General features: G+C 64.9%; 17 protein-coding genes. 14 read left to right on the top strand and 3 right to left on the bottom strand.

Annotated elements, in window-relative coordinates:
* Positions 1-28: 28 nt before the first annotated feature.
* From FM113_RS14800 to FM113_RS14780, 5 genes are read left to right on the top strand one after another with little or no spacing between them, the layout of a single operon-like run.
* Positions 29-1,018 carry a PhoH family protein gene (locus tag FM113_RS14800; RefSeq protein ID WP_254909032.1) on the top strand — a complete coding sequence of 330 codons (990 nt, stop codon included), beginning with the start codon at positions 29-31 and terminating at the stop codon, positions 1,016-1,018.
* Positions 1,015-1,476 (top strand): rRNA maturation RNase YbeY, encoded by a 462-nt coding sequence (ybeY, locus tag FM113_RS14795; RefSeq protein WP_087015592.1) that lies wholly within the window; start codon positions 1,015-1,017, stop codon positions 1,474-1,476. The genes FM113_RS14800 and ybeY overlap by 4 nt, the downstream gene beginning before the upstream one ends.
* Positions 1,473-2,765 carry a hemolysin family protein gene (locus FM113_RS14790; RefSeq protein ID WP_087015591.1) on the top strand — a complete coding sequence of 431 codons (1,293 nt, stop codon included), beginning with the start codon at positions 1,473-1,475 and terminating at the stop codon, positions 2,763-2,765. Before ybeY ends, FM113_RS14790 begins: the two co-directional genes overlap by 4 nt.
* Positions 2,762-3,691 carry a GTPase Era gene (gene era, locus FM113_RS14785; protein WP_087015590.1) on the top strand — a complete coding sequence of 310 codons (930 nt, stop codon included), beginning with the start codon at positions 2,762-2,764 and terminating at the stop codon, positions 3,689-3,691. The genes FM113_RS14790 and era overlap by 4 nt, the downstream gene beginning before the upstream one ends.
* 36 nt (positions 3,692-3,727) lie before the next feature.
* The gene (locus FM113_RS14780; protein ID WP_087015589.1) at positions 3,728-4,099 is read left to right on the top strand and encodes a DUF5684 domain-containing protein; all 372 of its coding nucleotides are present in this window, start codon (positions 3,728-3,730) and stop codon (positions 4,097-4,099) included.
* 52 nt (positions 4,100-4,151) lie between these two features.
* Here FM113_RS14780 and FM113_RS14775 read toward each other — a convergent pair whose 3' ends face one another.
* Positions 4,152-6,014: a DUF2207 domain-containing protein gene (locus FM113_RS14775; RefSeq protein ID WP_087015588.1), complete on the bottom strand. Its 1,863-nt coding sequence runs from the start codon at positions 6,012-6,014 to the stop codon at positions 4,152-4,154.
* 153 nt (positions 6,015-6,167) lie between these two features.
* On the opposite strand from FM113_RS14775, the gene leuA reads away from it, so the two are divergent.
* The 7 genes from leuA (at position 6,168) to FM113_RS14740 (ending at position 15,525) form a co-directional block, all read left to right on the top strand.
* Positions 6,168-7,934: a 2-isopropylmalate synthase gene (leuA, locus tag FM113_RS14770; protein ID WP_087015587.1), complete on the top strand. Its 1,767-nt coding sequence runs from the start codon at positions 6,168-6,170 to the stop codon at positions 7,932-7,934.
* A 106-nt stretch (positions 7,935-8,040) separates the two neighbouring features.
* Positions 8,041-8,667 (top strand): Holliday junction branch migration protein RuvA, encoded by a 627-nt coding sequence (gene ruvA / locus FM113_RS14765; RefSeq protein WP_087015586.1) that lies wholly within the window; start codon positions 8,041-8,043, stop codon positions 8,665-8,667.
* Positions 8,664-9,671, top strand: coding sequence for a Holliday junction branch migration DNA helicase RuvB (ruvB, locus tag FM113_RS14760; protein WP_087015585.1), 1,008 nt, complete (start codon positions 8,664-8,666; stop codon positions 9,669-9,671). Before ruvA ends, ruvB begins: the two co-directional genes overlap by 4 nt.
* 107 nt (positions 9,672-9,778) lie before the next feature.
* On the top strand, positions 9,779-10,255 hold the full coding sequence (gene yajC, locus FM113_RS14755) for a preprotein translocase subunit YajC (RefSeq protein ID WP_087015584.1): 477 nt from the start codon (positions 9,779-9,781) through the stop codon (positions 10,253-10,255).
* A 63-nt stretch (positions 10,256-10,318) separates the two neighbouring features.
* A complete protein-coding gene (gene secD, locus FM113_RS14750; RefSeq protein WP_087015583.1) occupies positions 10,319-12,112 on the top strand; it encodes a protein translocase subunit SecD in 1,794 nt (597 codons plus the stop codon).
* A 2-nt stretch (positions 12,113-12,114) separates the two neighbouring features.
* Positions 12,115-13,176: a protein translocase subunit SecF gene (gene secF / locus FM113_RS14745; protein ID WP_087015582.1), complete on the top strand. Its 1,062-nt coding sequence runs from the start codon at positions 12,115-12,117 to the stop codon at positions 13,174-13,176.
* A 99-nt stretch (positions 13,177-13,275) separates the two neighbouring features.
* Positions 13,276-15,525 carry a bifunctional (p)ppGpp synthetase/guanosine-3',5'-bis(diphosphate) 3'-pyrophosphohydrolase gene (locus FM113_RS14740; protein WP_087015581.1) on the top strand — a complete coding sequence of 750 codons (2,250 nt, stop codon included), beginning with the start codon at positions 13,276-13,278 and terminating at the stop codon, positions 15,523-15,525.
* Positions 15,526-15,551: 26 nt separating this feature from the next.
* Here FM113_RS14740 and FM113_RS14735 read toward each other — a convergent pair whose 3' ends face one another.
* Together FM113_RS14735 and FM113_RS14730 are read right to left on the bottom strand one after the other, a co-directional pair.
* Positions 15,552-16,127, bottom strand: coding sequence for a hypothetical protein (locus tag FM113_RS14735; protein WP_087015580.1), 576 nt, complete (start codon positions 16,125-16,127; stop codon positions 15,552-15,554).
* 122 nt (positions 16,128-16,249) lie between these two features.
* Positions 16,250-17,485 (bottom strand): DUF349 domain-containing protein, encoded by a 1,236-nt coding sequence (locus FM113_RS14730; protein ID WP_176387252.1) that lies wholly within the window; start codon positions 17,483-17,485, stop codon positions 16,250-16,252.
* Positions 17,486-17,694: 209 nt separating this feature from the next.
* Here FM113_RS14730 and FM113_RS14725 point away from each other — a divergent pair, with 209 nt between their 5' ends.
* Both FM113_RS14725 and rpsD read left to right on the top strand, forming a co-directional pair.
* Entirely contained in the window at positions 17,695-19,008 is a 1,314-nt protein-coding gene (locus FM113_RS14725; protein WP_087015631.1) for a replication-associated recombination protein A, read from the top strand.
* 257 nt (positions 19,009-19,265) lie between these two features.
* Complete coding sequence (gene rpsD / locus FM113_RS14720) at positions 19,266-19,895, top strand: 30S ribosomal protein S4 (RefSeq protein ID WP_087015579.1); 630 nt, start codon at positions 19,266-19,268, stop codon at positions 19,893-19,895.
* Positions 19,896-19,978: the final 83 nt, after the last annotated feature.

Genomic DNA, 19,978 nt, shown 5'->3' with positions numbered 1-19,978 from the left:
CGCGGACAGCCCGCAGCTCCACCGAACAGTGCTGCTGTCCGGTGTCGATCTCGCGTCGTTCCTCGGCCACCGCGACAAGCTGATCCGGGAACTGGAGGAGGAGCACCCGCTTGTGGAGTTCCACTCCCGCGATGAGGTGCTGTCCCTGCGCGGTCCTGTGGCCGCTGTACGTGCCGCGGAATCGGTCGTGCAGGAGATCCTGGAGCTCGCACGCCGCAGCGGCCCCGTGTCGCGGGCAGACGTGAAAGAAGTGACCCGCATGGTGCATGAGGGCAACGGCCCGCGCGCGGCGCAACTATTGAGTACCCCGATTGTGAGCGTTCGGGGTAATGCTGTGCGCCCGCAAACTCGCGGGCAGCGCGCATATGTCGACGCGATTGATGCGAACACAATTGTGTTTGGAATCGGCCCGGCTGGCACCGGAAAAACCTATCTCGCGATGGCAAAGGCCGTGCAGGCGTTGCAACGGCGTGAGGTCGCGAAGATCGTCTTGACCCGCCCCGCGGTGGAAGCAGGGGAACGTCTCGGCTATCTCCCCGGGAGCCTCGAGGACAAGATCGATCCGTACCTTCGGCCGCTCTTCGATGCGATCGGCTCCATGATGGACGCGGACGTCGTCCCGAAACTGCTCGCCAACGGCACGATTGAGGTGGCCCCGCTCGCGTATATGCGCGGCCGCACATTGAATGAGTCATTCGTGATCCTCGACGAGGCACAGAACACCACACCCGAGCAAATGAAGATGTTTCTGACTCGCTTGGGCTACGGCTCGCGGATGGTTGTCACTGGCGACATCACCCAGGTCGATCTGCCGCAGGCCTCGAGTGGCCTCCGCGTCGTGAATACGATCCTGCGTGGCGTTGAAGACATCCACTTCGCCGAACTGGGTGCCGACGACATCGTACGCCACAGCCTCGTGGGCCGGATCGTGGATGCCTACGCGGCCCACGATGAGGCCAGGACCGCGCGTGCCACCCCTGACACCACCCCGCAGCACACCAAGGAGAGCACGCGATGAGCGTCGAGATCAACAACGAGTCCGGGATCGCCGTCGAAGAGGACCGGCTGCAGCGGCTCGCCGCGTTTGTGCTCGAATCGATGCATGTGCATCCCGACGCAGAACTCGGTGTGGTGATGGTCGACGAAGCCGCGATCGAACAGCTGCACGTGCAGTGGATGGATGAGCCGGGTCCCACCGACGTGCTCAGCTTCCCCATGGATGAGTTGCGTCCTGGAACTCCGGAGGCCCCGGCACCGGCCGGGATCCTCGGAGACATCGTCATCTGTCCGCAGGTCGCCCTCGTGCAGGCGGAGGCCGCCGGTCACGATCTGCTGCAGGAAATGTCAGTGTTGCTCACACACGGGATGCTGCACGTGCTCGGCTTCGATCACGCCACGCCGGACGAGGAAGCTGAGATGTTCGGCCTCCAGCGGGACCTGCTGTTGTCGTTCGCCATGCGCGAGCGCTCCCGATGAGCGCTGGAATAGTCGGACTCCTGCTCGTCGGCGCGGTCCTGCTTCTCGGTGTTGGCGGCTTGCTCGCCGCGGCGGACGAGGCGCTGGGGGTGCGCTCGAAGGCGGAGTTGCTCGCGCTTGCGGAGGCGTCCCCCCGCACCGGCCCAGCGATCCGTGCGATCGCGGAGGACGAGGTGCGGCACACAAACGCGCTCGCGTTCACCCGAGTGTTTGCGGAGACGCTTGCCGCGGTGCTCATCACGCTCGTGCTTGTCACCACGCTCGACAACATCTGGCTTGCCCTCGTCATCGCGACGCTCGTGATGACCGCGCTCATTTTTGTGCTCGTGGGCTCGAGCCCCCGGACAGTCGGGACCCACCGACCGGATCAGGTGATCCGATTCGCGGCTCCGACGATCCGCGCGATTCGCGTACTCCTGGGACCCCTCGCCACCGCGCTTGTGCGTTTTGGTGATCGGGTGACTCCCGGGCAAGGGCGGGGCAGCGCGCGCATCCGGGACGAGCAGCAGTTGCTCTCCATCGTGGATCAGGCCGCCGAGCAGTCACTCCTCGAAGACGGCGATCGTGAGTACATTCACTCCCTTGTCGAGTTTGGAGAGACGCTGGTCCGGGAGATCATGGTGCCGCGGATCGACATGGTCACGGTTGATAGTGACACGCTTGTACGTGACGGGCTGGAGCAGGTGCTGTCTTCCCGGCATTCGCGTGTTCCGGTCATCACCGGAGACGTGGACCACGTGGCCGGGGTCGCGTATCTGCGAGACCTCAGCAGCTTTGTGTTGCGGCGGCCCGAGGAGGCCGCAACCGCGCCGATGACTCGGGTGATGAAGCCCGCGGTTTTCGTGCCGGAGACCCAGCGTGCCGACAAACTGTTGCGTCGGATGCAGGAGGAATCAAACCATCTTGCGCTTGTCGTTGATGAGTACGGTGGAATCTCGGGCCTCGTGACGCTCGAGGACGTCATTGAGGAGCTCCTCGGGGAGATCAGCGACGAACACGACCGGGATGTACCCGAGGCCGCACTGCAGCCGGACGGCTCCTACGTCGTGAGTGCTCGGCTCTCCGTCGAAGAGCTGGGAGACCTGTTCAACATTGAGCTCGACGATGATGAGGTCGACACCGTCGGCGGGCTCGTCGCGAAACATCTCGGGCGCTTGCCCGAACAAGGAGACACGACCGTGGTTGCGGGCATCGCGCTCACAGCGGTCGCCATGGAACGCCGACGGCAGCGCCTGCTCGCCGTCGCAGCTCACTGGGTGGGCACCACAGACTCGGAGGACACAGAATGAACGATCAGCAGACGCCGGAAGCGGGAGAGTTCCGCGCGGGCTTTGTCTCTTTTGTGGGACGCCCGAACGTGGGCAAGTCCACGCTCACGAACGCCCTTGTTGGTGAGAAGATCGCGATCACGAGTCCGAAACCGCAGACCACGCGTCGCGCGATCCGCGGCATTTCCCACCGTCCGGACGGCCAGCTCATTATCGTGGATACGCCCGGGATCCACCGCCCGCGCACGCTTCTGGGCGAGCGGCTCAACGCGCTTGTGGAGGCGACGCTCGGTGACGTCGACGTGATCGGGTTCTGCGTCCCCGCGACCGAGAAGCTGGGCCCCGGCGATCGCTTCATCAATGATCGTCTCGAAGACTTCCCGCGCGCCAAGAAGGTCGCCATTCTGACAAAGGTCGACGAGGCCTCCCAGAGTGAGATCATCGACCAGCTCACGCGGCTCGGCGAGTTGCGCGAGTGGGACGCGGTGGTTCCCGTATCGGCGCTGACCAATGACCAGCTCGACGTGCTTTCCGACGTGCTGCTGGAACAGATGCCGCTCTCGCCGCCGCTCTACGACGCTGCGGACACGACCGACGAGTCTGAGGACGACCGGATCGCCGAGCTGATCCGCGAGGCCGCGCTTGACGGGGTCCGGGATGAGCTGCCGCACTCTCTCGCCGCCACGGTCGACGACCGCGTAGAGCGCGATGCTGAGGAGGACGGCACGCCCGGCCTCCTTGAAATCTATGCCTCGTTGTATGTGGAGCGGGACAGCCAGAAGGGCATCGTGATCGGCAAGGGTGGCTCCCGCCTACGCGACGTGGGCGAGCGGGCTCGCCGGGAGATCGAGACGCTTCTCGGTCGCCGGGTGTACCTCTCCATGCGCGTCAAGGTGCTCAAGGAATGGCAGCGGGATCCGAAGGCGCTCGGTAGGCTCGGGTTCTAAGCCGCGGCACCGCGGGGATATGGGGAGGGACCCGAAATGGACCAGATTACTGACCAAGCACAGCTGACCACGCTGACGCAGGGAGTCGGCCCGGTAGCGATCGCCTGGTACATCCTTGTCGCAATCGCGCTCTGGCGCGTGTTCTCGAAGGCCGGATACCCAGGGATCCTGGCGTTGATCCCAATCGTGAATGTCTTCATTCTCGTGAAGGTCGCGGGCTACTCGGCCTGGATGGGACTGTTGTACCTGATCCCGATCGTCGGCTTCATCTTCTCGATCTTTGTCGCGATTCGACTGGGTGAGCGTTTCCAGAAGGGCGGCGGTTTCGCCTTTTTCTTGCTCTGGCTGCTCGCTCCGATCGGGTACTTCATCCTCGGTTTCGGCCAGTCACAGTATCGTCGGCGCTAGGACCAGGCTCGTGCGTCGTGCGCGGCCTGGAGCCACGCCGACGCCGGGTTGACTATCGCCCACCTGCGAATCCGCCTCCGCCGCCCCCACCGGCGAACCCGCCTCCGGTTGACCCCCCGGAGGAGCTCGCGGAATAGGTCGCGGCCGCGGAGATTGACGAAGAGAACTGCGTGATCGACGCACCGAGCCGGTCCACGCCACCCGCGAGAATCCCCGGGTACCAGATCGGCAAGTACTGCGGCTCGTGCGCATATCGCGTCGCGAGCGTCTGGCCCCACTCCTTCTCAAGCCCGAACAGCATCGCGTAGGGGAGCAGCTTCTCATAGAGCTCGATGACGGAGTGCTCGCCAGCGTCTCGCCGCTCCGCTGTGGTCACGGATTGCAGCATGGCCAGACGGTCGGCCTCCGCGACCCGAATGAACTCCTTGACGCCCAAGAGGTATCGCCTGGCCTCGGCACCGCGCGGCGTGAGGACCCGGTGCGGCACGAGGCTCACGATCCCAAGCACCAGTGCCACCCCCGCCAACACGATCGTGATGGCGGGGGTGTCCGAAGTGCGGGTCGCGATCCCGAGCACGATGAACACCGCGCACGCCGCCGCGAGGCCGATGCTGACCCAGCCAAGTACCCGGCCGAGGGGGCTGCGCACCCGCTCGACGTATCCGCGTTCCAGGGCAGCGCCCGAGCCGGCGGCGGCGAGTGTTGTCATGCGATCGCTGAAATCGCTGTCCTCTTCGGGGATTGCGAAGAGCGTGCCCACCGCGGCCCCGGGGAAGACAGCCGTCAGGGCCGAAGCGTCGAGCGGGTCTCTGGCCCGAGCGGGATCGAGAAGCCGGAACGCGAGCTTTGGCTTGTGTGCTCGCTTGCCATTCTTTCCCGGGAGTTCTTCGATTCTCGTAGCACCGAGGAGCGCGAGGTGAACAAGTTCCGCGGGCGGGGTCGGCTTCGAGGCACCGACGATCGGCCCGGCGAGCAGCGGGGGGAGATCCGCCGGTACGTCGTACTGGGCGATGATCGCCGCGTCACTTCGGCGTGACCGTCGAAGGCGGGCAACGCTCACGACACCGCCGCCGGACGCGAGGACCGCTGCGCCGCCGACAAACAGCGGGAGTGTGTCCAGGGTGAAGTTGGGGAGGCGCGCCGCGGGTTGTGCAACCGTGCCGGGGTCGAGCCCGATCGCGACAGTGAGTCCGGATTGTGCGGGCAGCGCCCCAGCCTCAACAGTGAATGTTCCTGGAGTCCCTGAACTCGGCTGCATGATCCGGCACTCAGACGTCGACTCGTGGCTGCCCACATAACACCGCTGCTGTCCGGTGAGGTGTGCGGCCAACGCCGGGGCGAACCTGACCGTCACCGACGCCGCGTCGATCGGTTGAGCCCGGTTCAGGGGGATCATGTCCCAGTACAGCTCGTCGAATTGTTGATCGGCACGAGCGAGAATGACATCGTCAAGGGTGTAGCCGATCACATAGCTTTGGGCACCGTGCACGAATTTGTCGTCACCGGTCAGGATCGCGACGTAGTCCGAGTCCGCGTCAATGTCCGAGCCGGACTCGACAGCGAACGGTACCGGATCGCCTATCGCGTCCGTGACGCTGACTTCGCGCGGATCGGTGCGCGCACCGAGATACTCCTGCGGGACCAGGCGAATCATTCCGCGGTTTTGATCGTGCTCGGGAAACTCGGCGACGATGCGCTCAGTGATCCGGGCGGTGGCGCGGCCATCATCCCGCAGAGACACATCCATTTCGACATCCCAGCTCGAATACCGGAACTGCTCCACGGCGGGGTCATCCGCACTCGCCGCGAGTGTTGCCGCCTGAGCGGCCGGGGCGGCGCAGAGGAGACCCGAGAGGGTCGCGACGCCGGCGATGAGGATCGCGGCGAAGCGCGGTGTTCGAGAGCGTGGGGTCATGCTCCCAGCCTATGAGCTTGCGTGATAGAGTGTGGCCATGCTGTTCGGCTCGCTGCTCCTTAGCTGCCGCGACGAGGCCTAATCTTCAGGCCTTCCTCGTCGCGGCGTTTGTGTTTGGCTGAGCGAATGTGAACTGACGAGAAAGACGAGCCCATGAAGAACATGCAGCAGCCCTCCGGTATGCCGATCCACCGCTACCGTCCGTACCACGAGATCATCCCCGTAGACCTGCCAGACCGCACCTGGCCCACGAAGACGATCACGAAGGCACCCCGCTGGTGCGCCGTGGACCTGCGCGATGGCAACCAGGCGCTCATCGACCCGATGAGCCCCGAGCGCAAGCGCATTATGTTCGACCTGCTCGTCAAGATGGGCTACAAGGAGATTGAGGTCGGCTTCCCCTCGGCAAGCCAGACCGACTTCGACTTTGTGCGTCACCTGATCGAAGAGAACGCTATCCCGGATGACGTTACGATCCAGGTGCTGACGCAGGCACGCGAGCACCTGATCACCCGCACCTACGAGTCACTGGTGGGTGCGAAGCAGGCGATCGTTCACCTCTACAACTCGACCTCTATTCTGCAGCGGGACGTTGTCTTCCGCTCCGACCGTGAGGGCATCAAGCAGATCGCTGTCGAGGGTGCTCGGATGTGCAAGGCCGCCGAGCCCATTGCCGCGGGCACCGAGATCTATTACGAATACTCGCCGGAGTCCTATACGGGCACCGAACTGGAGTATGCGGTAGAGGTGTGCAATGCGGTACTCGAGGTATTCGAGCCGACCCCCGAGCGCAACGTCATCATTAACCTGCCCGCAACTGTGGAGATGGCGACCCCCAACGTCTACGCAGACTCGATCGAGTGGATGAGTCGCCATCTCGCGCATCGCGAGAACGTGATCCTGTCGCTGCACCCGCACAACGACCGCGGCACAGGCGTCGCGGCGGCGGAGCTCGGCTACCTTGCCGGTGCTGACCGCATCGAGGGGTGCCTGTTTGGTAACGGCGAGCGCACGGGCAACGTCGACCTGGTGGCACTCGGCATCAACATGTTCACGCAGGGCATCGATCCGCAGATCGACTTCTCCAGGCTCGACGAGGTGCGCCGCACCGCGGAGTACTGCAACCAGTTGCGGGTGCCAGAGCGGAGTCCGTGGGCGGGCGACCTCGTCTACACGGCGTTCTCGGGCTCGCACCAGGACGCAATCAAAAAGGGCTTCGAGCGCATGGCGCAGGACGCCGAGGCGGCGGGCAAGTCTATTGACGAGATGGAGTGGGCGGTGCCCTACCTGCCTGTCGACCCGAAGGATCTCGGCCGCTCCTACGAGGCCGTGATTCGCGTCAACTCGCAGTCCGGCAAGGGGGGCGTTGCGTACCTGCTGAAGAGCGATCACAGCCTCGATCTCCCGCGTCGCCTGCAGATCGAGTTCAGCGCGGTTGTCCAGGGCGTCACCGACTCCGAGGGTGGCGAGATGTCCAGTGAGGCGATCTGGCAGATCTTCCAGGATGAGTACCTGCCGGCGGTGTCCGAGGACGCTGCCCGCTGGGGTCGCTATGAGATTTTCCGCACCGCGTCCACGAGCGCGGGGGACGGGATCACGGAGCTGAACGTTGACTACCGCGACGGGGCCGAGCAGAAGCAGGCGACGGGGCGTGGCAATGGTCCGGTCGACGCGTTCCTCAACGCGCTGAACGAGGACGGTCACGAGGTCACGCTGTTCGACTATGTCGAGCACGCGATGAGCACGGGCGGCGACGCGGTAGCCGCGGCGTATGTCGATCTTGAGGTCGACGGCCAGCGCCTGTGGGGTGTGGGAATCGACCCCGATACAACCCGCGCCACGCTCAAGGCGATCATTTCCTCGGTGAACCGCGCGGTACGCAACGCCGTTCCCGCCGAGGTGGGGGTCGCCGCAGGCTGATACCTGCATCGTCTTTCGGGGCCCATCGCTCCGGCTATTCGTACTTTTGTTCGAATAACCGGTGTGGCGGGCCCCGTCCCGTTCGTGGGCATCCTAGGGTGGGCATGTGATTGCATCGATTCGTGGACCGGTTCTTGCTGCGGGTGCCGGCTGGACAGTAGTGGGTCTGGGCGGCCTGGGAATGCGCGTGGAGGTGCCGAGCGGGCGTGTGGCTCAGGCCCATCCCGGAGACGAGATCTCGCTGCACACGTCGCTTGTGGTGCGTGAGGACGCGCTGACACTGTTCGGCTTTGCCACCGTCGCGGAGCTCGACGTGTTTGGCCACCTGATCAGTGTTTCTGGGGTTGGTCCGCGGAGCGCGCTTGGCGTGCTCTCCGCGCTCGCCCCGGGTGAGATCGCACGGGCGGTGGCGACCGAGGACGACAAAGCGTTCCGAAAGGTCTCGGGGATTGGCCCGAAGACGGCGAAACTGATTATTCTCTCGCTCGCTGGAAAGCTTGCCGCGGCGGATTGGGCAGACGAGGCGACGCCGGATCAGCCCACCGCGGCCCCGAGCGCCGCGGACGGTGTGGTTGATGGCCTCGTCGGTCTCGGCTGGGGGCAGTCCGAAGCGCACGAGGCGGTCAGCGACGCGCTCGATGCGGGCGCACCGGACACGAGCGCTGATCTGCTGCGCGCTGCGCTTGCGCTGCTCCAGGCGGGCCGGCCCGGATCCCGCGGGAGCGCGCGGTGAGCAGCGAGATTTCGCCGCAGGCCACCACCGCCGAGCAGCGGTATGAGGGCGCGCTGCGCCCCGCGACCCTCACGGAGTTTGTGGGGCAGGCGAAGGTGAGGAGCCAGCTTTCGCTCCTGCTCAACGCCGCCTCCCTGCAGCAGCGCACGCCCGACCATATTCTGCTCGCGGGCCCTCCGGGGCTGGGGAAGACGACGCTGTCGATGATCGTGGCCACCGAGCTCGACAAGCCACTCCACCAAACCTCGGGCCCCGCGATCCAACACGCGGGTGACCTTGCCGCCGTCCTGTCGGCGCTCACGCCAGGGGAAGTGCTCTTCATCGACGAGATTCACCGCATGGCGCGCAGCGCCGAGGAGATGCTGTACCTCGCGATGGAGGACTTCAAGGTCGACATCATGGTCGGGAAGGGTGCCGGCGCGACCTCGGTCCCGCTGGAACTCTCGCCCTTCACGCTTGTCGGTGCGACCACGCGCTCAGGGCTGCTCCCGAATCCGCTGCGGGACCGCTTCGGGTTCACGGCGAACCTGGAATTCTACGGGGTTGACGAGCTCGCGAGCGTGGTGCGCCGCGCCTCGGGCCTGCTCGGATTCGAGCTGTCCGAGCAGGGGATCGAGGAGATTGCAGGCCGTTCTCGGGGAACACCGCGCATTGCAAACCGCTTGCTACGCCGCGTGCGGGACTTTAGCCTGGTGCATGACACCCCGGGCGATACGGCAACGGTGCGCGCAGCCCTCTCCCTGTACGACGTGGATGAGAATGGCCTGGACCGTCTCGACCGCGAGGTGCTGCGTGCGGTTGTGGAACGGTTTGGCGGCGGCCCCGTCGGACTGTCGACCCTCGCAGTTTCTGTGGGGGAGGAAGCTGAGACGATCGAAGCTGTCGTCGAACCCTTCCTCGTGCGTACGGGGCTGCTCACCCGCACACCGCGGGGTCGCGTCGCGACGCGACTTGGCTGGGAGCACCTCGGGGCCGTCCCGCCGGAGGTCCCGGGCGCTCCATAGTCAGCACTTCCCTGGAAATCTCTGTGTTTCTGCAGGCTCGAACCCGCTAGAATCGAGAGAATTGTGCCCTCTGCAACCGCATGCGCACGCCCACCGAAAGGACTGTCGTGGCTATTGACCCGATCACTCTGATGATGTTTGCGCTGATCGCGCTCCTGATCTTCTTCATGTTCCGCAACGGAAAGAAGCGTCAGCAGGCGATGCAGGATCTGCAGAGTGGCCTTCGCCCCGGCGCGGACGTCATGCTTCAGTCGGGCATTTACGGCACGATTGACTCGGTTGACGAGGAAGACAACAAGGTTACGGTGCGCAGCGGTACGAGCACCTTTGTGGTGCACCGCAACGCCGTGTCGCAGATCGTGACGCCGGTCGATGCGCCGGAAGAAGCTCCGGCTGCTGATCTTGCTCCGGACGATGACCCCGCATTCGGTGAGCGCCTCGCGAGCGGCAGCCCCGAGGCGAAGAACGCTCCGGAGGTCGACGCAGCCGAGGCTGAGCGCGGCACCGACAACGTGGCAGACGAGTCGGGCACGCAGAGCCCCGACGCTGACCAGCAGGGTGGAGAGCAGACGCCGAAGGCGTAGCTTCTGAAAGCCGCGGCTCCGGCCGCGGCTTTCCCCCCTCCCTCTGAGAGAAAGCAGTCAGTTTTGGCTTCCACACCAGCCGTGAGGCGAGCCCGCCGCTCCCTCGTGTTTCTACTGGTCCTGATCGTCGGTCTCGCCGGTCTCATCACCTACGGAGTATTCCGGAGCGATGCGACATGGACGCCGAAGCTTGCACTGGACCTCCAGGGCGGTACACAAATCCTGCTCGCCGCCGAGCAAACCGACGGCAAAGCCGTGACGGGAGAGCAGCTGCAACAGGCGGTCTCGATCATCCGCCAGCGCGTTGACGCGGCGGGTGTCTCCGAGGCGGAGATCACCACGCAGGGCAACCAGCACATCTCGGTGTCGATCCCGGGCAAGGCTGACGAAGAAACGCTGCAGCGCATTGAAGCGTCTGCGAAGCTCGATTTCCGCCCGGTGCTCGCGGTGGGGATCGGCCTCGACATGAACCAGGTTCCGCCCGCAAACACGAGCGGGGAGGAGCCCACTGCTGACGAGCTGAAGGCTCAGGAAGAAGCCGAGGCCCAGCTAGCTGCAGCTCGGGAGGCCGCGGAGAAGCTCGTCATGAGCGATCCCGATGACCTCTACCCGGAACCGCCGCCCGCTGAGGCAGGCGACCTCGCCTGGGTCACCCCGGCGATGCAAGCGAAGTTCGACGCGTTTACCTGCGACATGGAATCCGCTCTGGAGACCGGCAACGCGACAGCGGATCGTCCCCTCATTACCTGTGACGACACGGGCACGCAGAAGTACCTGCTCGGCCCCGTGGAGCTCAGCGGTGACGTGATCACCGACGCGACCGCGCAGATGGAAACCACCCAGACGGGTGCGACCACTGGTGGCTGGGTTGTGCAGATCATCATGAACAAGACCGGTGCCGAGAAATTCGGCAAGATTAGCTCTCGTCTCTACGGCGCACCTGAGCCGCAGAACCAGTTCGCGTTTGTGCTTGACGGCCGCGTACTCTCCGCACCGACAATGCAGGGCCAGATCCTGGACGGCCGCCCCTCGATCAGTGGCGACTTCAACCAGGAGACCTCGAAGGCGCTTGCTGACCAGCTGAAGTTCGGTGCGCTGCCGATCGACTTCTCTGTGCAGAGCCAAGAAGACATCTCCGCTACGCTGGGCACCAGCCAGCTCGGCGCGGGGCTGCTGGCGGGCCTCATCGGCCTACTCCTCGTGGTCGTATACTCGCTCTTCCAGTACCGCGCGCTCGGCTCGCTGACGATTACGTCGCTCGCCATCGCCGGTATTTTGACCTATCTACTGCTCACATTCTTCTCCTGGCGTCAGGGCTATCGCCTATCGCTCGCGGGTGTGGCGGGCATCATCGTCGCGGTCGGCTTCACCGCCGACTCGTTCATCGTCTACTTCGAACGTATCCGCGATGCGCTGCGCGATGGCTTTACGATCGAGCGGGCGGTCGAGAACGGGTGGGCTCGTGCCTTCCGTACTGTCCTCGCATCTGACGGCGTGAACTTCCTCGCCGCGGTGATCCTGTTCATCCTCGCGGTGGGCAATGTGAAGGGCTTCGCGTTCACGCTTGGCCTGACCACGCTTGTCGATGTGCTTGTTGTCGCGCTGTTCACGCACCCGATGATGACGCTGCTCGCCCGGACGCGGTTCTACCAGAACGGCAACAAGTTCTCCGGTCTGGATCCGCGTCAGCTCGGGGCCGTCTACCGTGGCCGGGCGCAGTTCCGTGAACCGGTGGTTGCCACTCGTGGTGCGGGCAAGAAGGTGGCTCGGAGCCAGAAGGAAGCAGAACGTCGGCAGACAATCGCGGAGCGCAAGGCGGCTGAGTCCGTCGGCGCGACCACCGGAAAGGAGAGCTAACCATGGCTCGTTCATTTGCCGAATTCGGCAACGCTCTCTACACCGGCGAAAAGTCGATCAACTTCATCGGCCGTCGCAAGACCTGGTACGCAATCTCGCTTGTCCTGATCGTGCTGTCGATCGTCGGGCCAATGCTCCGTGGCGGCTTTACGTTTGGCATCGAGTTCACCGGGGGAAGCCAGTTCCAGGTCCACCTCACCGAGGGGCAGGACCGCGACACCGCGGTAGCTGAGCAGGCTGTTGCCGAGGTGCTGCCCTCAAGCGCGCCCCGTGTGACGCTCGTGGGACCCACCGATATCCGCGTCCAGACCGAGGCGCTCGAGGAAGCCGAGAACCGCGAGGTAACGGCGGCACTTGCTGCGGCGTACGACATCAAGCCTGACGAGGTGACGTACTCGTTTATCGGGCCCGCCTGGGGCCAGGACATCACCCGCCAAGCGGTGATTGCGCTCTTCGTCTTCCTGATCTTCGCTTCACTCGTGATGGCGCTGTACTTCCGGACCTGGAAGATGTCACTCGCGGCAATCGCTGCGCTGCTGCACGACCTCGTGATCACTGCCGGAATCTACGGGATCTCCGGATTCGAGATCACCCCGGCCGCGATGATCGGATTCATGACGATCCTCGGATACTCGCTCTACGACACCGTCGTGGTGTTTGACAAGATCCGTGAGAACACGCTGCCGGGTGAGCTGACAGAACGCACAACCTTCGCGGAAGCTGTCAACCTCGGCGTCAACCAGACGCTCGTGCGTTCGATCAACACGTCAATCGTTGCTCTGCTGCCGGTGGGCTCCATTCTCTTCATCGGTGCCTTTGTGCTCGGCGCGGGGACGCTGCGTGACATTTCGCTGGCGCTGTTCATTGGAATCCTGGTGGGCGCCTACTCGACGATCTTCATCGCCGCACCGATGTACGCGCACCTCCGTGAAGGGGAGCCTGCGCTCAAGCGGCACGATGAGAAGGTGCTGCGCCTGCGTGGTCAGTCGGGCAGTGCGTCAGCTGCAGCGGACAACGCTGCTGACGATGCTGCGGCCTCCAGCTCCGCGGCGAACGCCGTGTAACGATTCGATCGATTCGGCCTTCGCCACACCCACGGGCACCCAGTTCGTCAGAATGGGTGCCCGTGGTGTAGCGTTCAAACATTCGAGGAGGAGTTCAGGGTGGTAACGAATGATGTGGCACAGGGCGGCACGACCGCGTTGCGCCGGCTCGTGCCCCGAATCTTCTCCCGCGGAAGCGCTCCCGGTGCCGTAGACCAACTTGTGCGCACCGTTCGTGGCAACTACCCACGCGCCGACCTCTCAGTGATCGAGCGGGCCTACACCACGGCGGAGCGAGCCCACCGTGGCCAGAAGCGCCGCAGTGGCGAACCGTACATCACTCACCCGATTGCGGTGGCGCAAATTCTGGCAGAGCTGGGCGTCGCCCCGGTTGCGATTGCCGCTGCGCTTCTCCACGACACTGTGGAAGACACCGAGTACACCCTTGAGGAACTCACCCGCGATTTCGGCGAAGAGATCGCGATGCTCGTGGACGGGGTCACGAAGCTCGACAAGGTCAAGTACGGTGATTCCGCGCAGGCTGAGACCGTTCGCAAAATGGTTGTGGCGATGGCCAAGGACATCCGCGTGCTCGTGATCAAGCTCGCCGACAGACTCCACAACGCCCGGACATGGGGCTTTGTGTCGAGTGACTCGGCGAAGCGCAAGGCCCAGGAAACGCTTGAGATTTACGCGCCGCTCGCACATCGGCTGGGTATTCAGTCGATGAAGTCGGAGCTCGAAGACCTCTCGTTTGCCGTGCTGAAGCCGAAGCTCTACGCCGAGATCGAGAACCTGATCGCACAGCGCAACCCGCAACGTGACGAGATCGTCGGAACGGTGATCAGCTCGATCGAGGCGGATCTGCGTGAGGCCCGTATTCGTGGCGAGGTCACCGGTCGGCCCAAAGAGCTGTACTCGATTTATCAGAAGATGATCGTCCGCGGCCGCGACTTTGACGACATCTATGACCTGGTGGGCATCCGCGTGCTCGTGCAATCGATTCGCGATTGCTATGCGGTGCTCGGGGCCGTGCATGCGCGGTGGACCCCGATTCCGGGGCGATTCAAGGACTACATCGCGACCCCGAAGTTCAATCTGTACCAGTCGCTGCACACCACGGTGATTGGACCGGACGGGCGCGCGGTTGAGATTCAGATTCGCACGGTGGAAATGCATCAGCGCGCTGAGTACGGCGTGGCCGCGCACTGGAAGTACAAGCAGCGGGCGCAGGATCAGGCGGGCACCACGTCGAACGACATGGCCTGGCTTGCCCACATCTCGGACTGGCAGGCGGAGACCGAAGACCCCAGCGAGTTCCTCGACGCGCTGCGCTTCGAGATCGGCGCGAAGGAAGTCTACGTCTTCACGCCGAAGGGGCGGGTGATCGGGCTCCCGAACGGCGGCACGACAGTTGACTTCGCGTACGCAGTGCACACCGAAGTGGGACACCGGACAATGGGCGCCCGCGTGAACGGCCGCCTGGTGCCGTTGGAAACCGCGCTGCAGAATGGCGATGTTGTCGAGGTGTTCACCTCGAAGGACCCGAACGCCGGCCCGAATAAGAACTGGCTCTCGTTTGTGAAGAGCAAGCGCGCGCAGAACAAGATTCGACAGTGGTTCACCAAGGAACGGCGCGAAGAGGACGCGGAGAACGGCAAGACCGAGATCGCGAAGGCGCTCCGCAAGCAGGGACTGCCGCTGCATCGGGTGATGAACTCCGAGGCGCTCCAGCAGGTGGCTCTGCAGCTTCGCTACGACGATGTGACTGCACTCTACGCGGCAGTGGGCGCGAGTCATGTGTCGGCGCAGTCCGTCGTGGAAAAGGTGACGGCGCTCGTCTTCGACGATCAGACCTCGACGGAGCCTGCCCTCGCGACGATGCCGATCATCGAGGCCCCCCGCGTGTCCCGGTCGACGGGATCGAGCGGAGTTATCGTGAAGGGTGCCACCGACATCCTCGCCAAGCTCGCGAAGTGTTGTACACCGGTTCCCGGTGACGAGATCCTCGGCTTCGTGACGAAGGGCCAGGGCGTTTCGGTGCACCGCGTCGACTGCCATAACTTCCTGAACCTGCGTCAGCAGGAGGATCGAATCATCGAGGTGGAGTGGGCACCCACCACGAAGAGCGTGTTCCTCGTGCAGATTCAGGTCGAAGCGCTCGACCGCTCGGGTCTGCTCTCGGACGTCACGCGCACGCTGTCCGAGCATCACGTCAACATCCTCTCAGCCACGGTGAATACCTCGACGTCTCGGCTCGCGATCAGCAAGTTCGTGTTTGAGATGGCGAACGCCACCCACCTGGACCACGTCCTCAACGCCGTTCGCCGTATTGACGGTGTCTACGACGTCTACCGGATCACCAACTAACGGTCTCCCGCTCCGCCGCGCGCGCATCAGAGCTGGCGGAGCCGTTCGAGCGCCCGCGCACGATACGGTGCCGCGCCGGAGGCGAGGGCGGCGCTAATTCTGGGCGCGTCCCAGGCGAGCCGGTACCGGAGCAGCCGGCAGGCACGCCTGTGGAGCCGTGTGAACTCCTCGGTGAGGCGCAGAAGGTCGCAGAGTGTGCGCCCGGGCGTGGTCACCGCCGCCGCCCCGAACTGCACCGTGTCGGCGTCTGGGGTCCAAAACTGGTGGACCCGAACCCCAGGCGGCGCGTTTCGTGAGCCGCGACGACGGCCCGCCGTTGTGGTGTGCAGCGGGTGACCTGGTTCGGAGATGACGCCCCACACCCACGCCGCGGTGGTGAGGACGGCGATATGGCCGGGCGCGATCCAGGGATCCAGCGCCGCGAGTCGCACTCGCGGGGTGTCGGGCCACCCCGCGGGCCGGACCCCTGGGCCGCAGCGGAGGAGGCTCCCGCGCGTGAGCTCGGCGGTTCGCACGGCCACCGGCCAGAGACCGGGGAGCGGGACGCTGAGGTTGGGGTGTCGATCTTGGGTGGGAACGGGGTGGGTCACTGGGGGAGTCATGCCTCCATGATCACCCCGGAGCGAGGAATAACGAGGGGCGCGGCCTCAAGTGTGGATAACTTGGAGCCGCGCCCCTCAGTAACGCGGTGTGAGCGACGCGTATGCGGCGCTCGGGGCTCGAACTAGTCGCCGAGCGCGGCGAGCCAGGACTGCTGGGTCGCGAGCTTGTCTTCGGCTTCCTTCTGTGCTTTTGCGTTGCCCGCGCTCTTGGCGGCATCGATTTCGGCGGTCAGCTCGGCGATTGAGGACTCGAGCTGCCCGCGCAGGCCCTCACTCCGTGCCTTCGTTTCGGGGTTGGTCTTGCGCCAGTGCTCGTCCTCGAGGTGCTTCACGTGGTCTTCGACCTTGCGCAGCCGGCCCTCGATGTCGCGGAGCGCCTCTCGGGGGACACGACCGATCTCGTCCCAGCGCAGCTGCACCGCGGTGAGCTGCTTGCGGGCAGCAGCGCGATCGGTAACCGAAAGAATCGGCTCAGCTTCGGTGAGGAGTTCCTGCTTCGCGACGAGGTTCGCGGAATACTCCTCGTTGGTCTGCGCAGCTTCCTCTGCTTTTGCCTGGTAGAGGACGTCGCCCGCGGCCTTGAACCGTGCCCACAGCTGATCGTCGACCTTGCGGCTGGCGCGACCCGCGGCCTTCCAATCCTCGAGCAGATTGCGGTAGCTCGGGATGCCGTCGATGCCCTTCGGGGCGAGCGCTTCGGCCGCGGCGATGATCCGCTCCTTGCGCTGCTTCACATCCTTGTTGGTGGCGTCCATCTGCGCGAAGTGCGCGCGACGAGCGCTGTCGAAGGTCTGACGTGCGGTGCGGAATCGCTTCCACAGTGCGTCCGCCTGCCCCTTCGGAACCTGGGGTCCGCTGCGCTGCGCGCTCTGCCAGTCGGTGAAGAGCTGTTCGAAAGCGAGGCTCGTGTCCTTCCACCGGACTGAGGCCTCGGGTTGCGCAGCGAGGCGCTCGGCCTCGGTCACAATAGCCTCACGCTTTGCGATTGCCTCCTGACGGGCGACTTCACGCTCCGCCTGCTGCTTTTCGCTGAGCTCGGCGGTCTTCGACCCGAGCTTCTCCACGCGGGCACGCAGCCCCGCGATGTCACCCACTGCGGCAGGCTCGACGAGCAGGGCCGTGAGCTTGGCCACGGAATCGGCCGCGGAGGCGTCCGCGGTGCCACGCGCGATGCGGGCCTCAAGCAGGGTCACCTGACCCTCGATGTCGGCAAACTTCCGGGTGAAGTAGGCGAGGGCCTCTTCGGGCGTGCCGTCGGGGAAAGATCCGACCACGCGTTCACCGTCACCCTCGCGCACATACACGGTACGGTCGTCATCGACTCGTCCCCAGGGCGTTTCGTTGGTCGCTTCGCTCACGGTTCTGCTCACTTAACGTGTGTGGGCCGGGCGTGCCGACCATACGGGATAGACCCCTCCACTATGCCACAGTGCGCGGCCTGCCGAACTGGACGCGCGCAGAAGGGGCCCTGCTCGCACCGGTATCTTGCTCGGCGCTCCTGCGCGAGGAGCCCCAGGATCCCGTGTCAGCGGTGGTCGCTAGCATGGGGGACGTGGACACTCAGGGAATGCCGGCCGCCACCGCGCCGCTCGCGGTGCGGATGCGCCCGCGCTCGCTCGATGAGGTTGTGGGGCAACAGCACCTGCTGCGCCCGGGTTCTCCGCTGCGTGTGCTTGCCGCCGATACCGATGGGGGCGGCGGTGCGGTGTCGGTGATTTTGTGGGGCCCGCCGGGCACCGGCAAGACAACGCTCGCCCAGGCCATCGCGCACTCGAGCGGCCGGCGCTTTGTGGAACTCTCGGCGGTGACCGCGGGGGTGAAGGACGTGCGGGTCGTGATGGAGCGCGCGCTCAACGATCGCGATCTCTACGGGATGGCGACAGTCTTGTTCCTCGATGAGATCCATCGCTTTACCAAGGCGCAGCAGGATGCACTGTTGCCCGGGGTGGAGAATGGCTGGGTCACGCTCGTCGCGGCGACAACGGAAAACCCTTCGTTCTCGGTGATCAGCCCGCTGCTCTCGCGCTCGCTCCTGCTCACACTGGAGCCGCTGCAAGAGTCCGAGCTCGGCGACCTGATCCGGCGCGCTATCGCAGACCCGCGGGGGCTCGGCGATGCGGTGGAGGTGGAGCCCGAGGCTGTTGACGCACTTGTGCAGCTGGCGTCTGGTGATGCGCGCCGAGCGCTGACAAGTCTGGAGGCTGCCGCGAGCTCAGCGATCGCCCTGGACACGGAGGAGGACTCACCCCGCGTCACTCCGGAGATTGTTTCTGCCGCCGTGAACCGAGCGCTCCTGCGGTATGACCGTAACGGGGACCAGCACTACGACGTGACGAGCGCGTTCATTAAGTCGATGCGTGGTTCTGACCCGGATGCCGCGATCCACTATCTGGCCCGCATGATCGAGGCGGGGGAGGATCCCCGCTTCATTGCTCGTCGGCTCATGGTGCACGCGGCGGAGGATGTCGGGATGGCCGATCCGCAAGCGCTCGTGATCGCGGTGGCCGCCGCCGAAGCGACACAGCTGGTCGGGCTGCCGGAAGCGCGAATTCCGCTCGCCGAGGCAACGATCTATATCGCCACGGCTCCGAAATCGAACGCCGTCATCTCCGCCATCGATTCGGCCATTGCTGATGTGAAGGCCGGCCGGTTTGGACTCGTGCCGTTGCACCTGCGTGACGCGCACTACCCGGGCGCAAAACGGATGGGGCACGGCAAGGGGTATCGCTACCCACACAGCGACCCGCGCGGGGTGTCCCCGCAGCAGTACCTCCCGGATGAGCTTGTGGGGCGAGAGTACTACGCGCCGACGGCCCACGGGAACGAGCGTGAGGTTGCGGAGCGGCTCGAGAAGATTCGGCGGATCACTCGCTCCGAGTAGGGCGCGGCGCGCGCCGGGGTGCGCTCCCGTGATATGCTGAACGCTGGCCAACACTGAGCTCGTCGCTGGCTGCGGACGAACTCTTGTGGCAGGTACCCTGTAGCCGGGTTTCTGCGCTGGTCGTTCCCTCACCGAAACACGGTGTGCTGCGTCGCGTGCATTGCCAGCGAAAGCTGATGAATGCGGGCGCAGCGTGGCCGAGAGAACACGCGATTCAGCTATGGATCGCGGAACGCTAGAAACCTGAAAGGACACACGTGTCGACAACGTCGCGTACCCGCTCACAGACCCGTCTTTCCCGCTCGCTCGGGATTGCCCTGACCCCGAAGGCAGCTCGCTACCTCGAGAAGCGCCCCTACGGCCCCGGCCAGCATGGCCGCACCAAGCGTAAGAGCGACAGCGACTACGCGGTGCGTCTGCGTGAGAAGCAGCGTCTTCGCGCCCAGTACGGCATCCGCGAGAAGCAGCTCACCATCGCCTTCAAGGAAGCCCGTCGTCAGGACGGCCTGACCGGTGAGAACCTGGTCGAGCTCCTCGAGATGCGTCTCGACGCACTCGTGCTGCGCGCAGGCTTCGCACGCACCACGGCGCAGGCGCGCCAGATGGTTGTGCACCGTCACATCCTCGTTGACGGCAAGATCGTCGACCGCCCCTCCTTCCGCGTGAAGCCGGGACAGCTCATCCACGTCAAGGAGCGCTCCGAGGGCACCGAGCCCTTCCAGGTCGCTGCTGCAGGCGGCCACGCCGAGGTTCTCCCCCCGGTTCCGGGCTACCTCGAGGTTGAGCTCGACAAGCTTCAGGCACGCCTCGTGCGTCGCCCGAAGCGCGCTGAGGTCCCCGTGACCTGTGAAGTGCAGCTCGTGGTCGAGTTCTACTCGGGCCGCTAAGTCGCGCCGAACCGTTTGACCCGCAGGGGCACCGAAGAAATTCGGTGCCCCTGCGGTGTTTTCATGGGGAACACATATCCAAA

Source organism: Leucobacter sp. 7(1) (assembly GCF_900163635.1).
In the GTDB taxonomy this organism is placed as follows: domain Bacteria; phylum Actinomycetota; class Actinomycetes; order Actinomycetales; family Microbacteriaceae; genus Leucobacter.
The sequence above is the reverse complement of the archived record's forward strand: the minus strand, read 5'-3'. Positions and strand labels throughout refer to the sequence as shown.

Coding starts and splice junctions, on each gene's coding strand:
- ybeY (WP_087015592.1), top strand. CDS start 1,015: ATGAGCGTCGAGATCAACAACGAGTCCGGGATCGCCGTCGAAGAGGAC.
- FM113_RS14790 (WP_087015591.1), top strand. CDS start 1,473: ATGAGCGCTGGAATAGTCGGACTCCTGCTCGTCGGCGCGGTCCTGCTT.
- era (WP_087015590.1), top strand. CDS start 2,762: ATGAACGATCAGCAGACGCCGGAAGCGGGAGAGTTCCGCGCGGGCTTT.
- FM113_RS14780 (WP_087015589.1), top strand. CDS start 3,728: ATGGACCAGATTACTGACCAAGCACAGCTGACCACGCTGACGCAGGGA.
- FM113_RS14775 (WP_087015588.1), bottom strand. CDS start 6,014: ATGACCCCACGCTCTCGAACACCGCGCTTCGCCGCGATCCTCATCGCC.
- leuA (WP_087015587.1), top strand. CDS start 6,168: ATGAAGAACATGCAGCAGCCCTCCGGTATGCCGATCCACCGCTACCGT.
- secF (WP_087015582.1), top strand. CDS start 12,115: ATGGCTCGTTCATTTGCCGAATTCGGCAACGCTCTCTACACCGGCGAA.
- FM113_RS14735 (WP_087015580.1), bottom strand. CDS start 16,127: ATGACTCCCCCAGTGACCCACCCCGTTCCCACCCAAGATCGACACCCC.
- FM113_RS14725 (WP_087015631.1), top strand. CDS start 17,695: ATGCCGGCCGCCACCGCGCCGCTCGCGGTGCGGATGCGCCCGCGCTCG.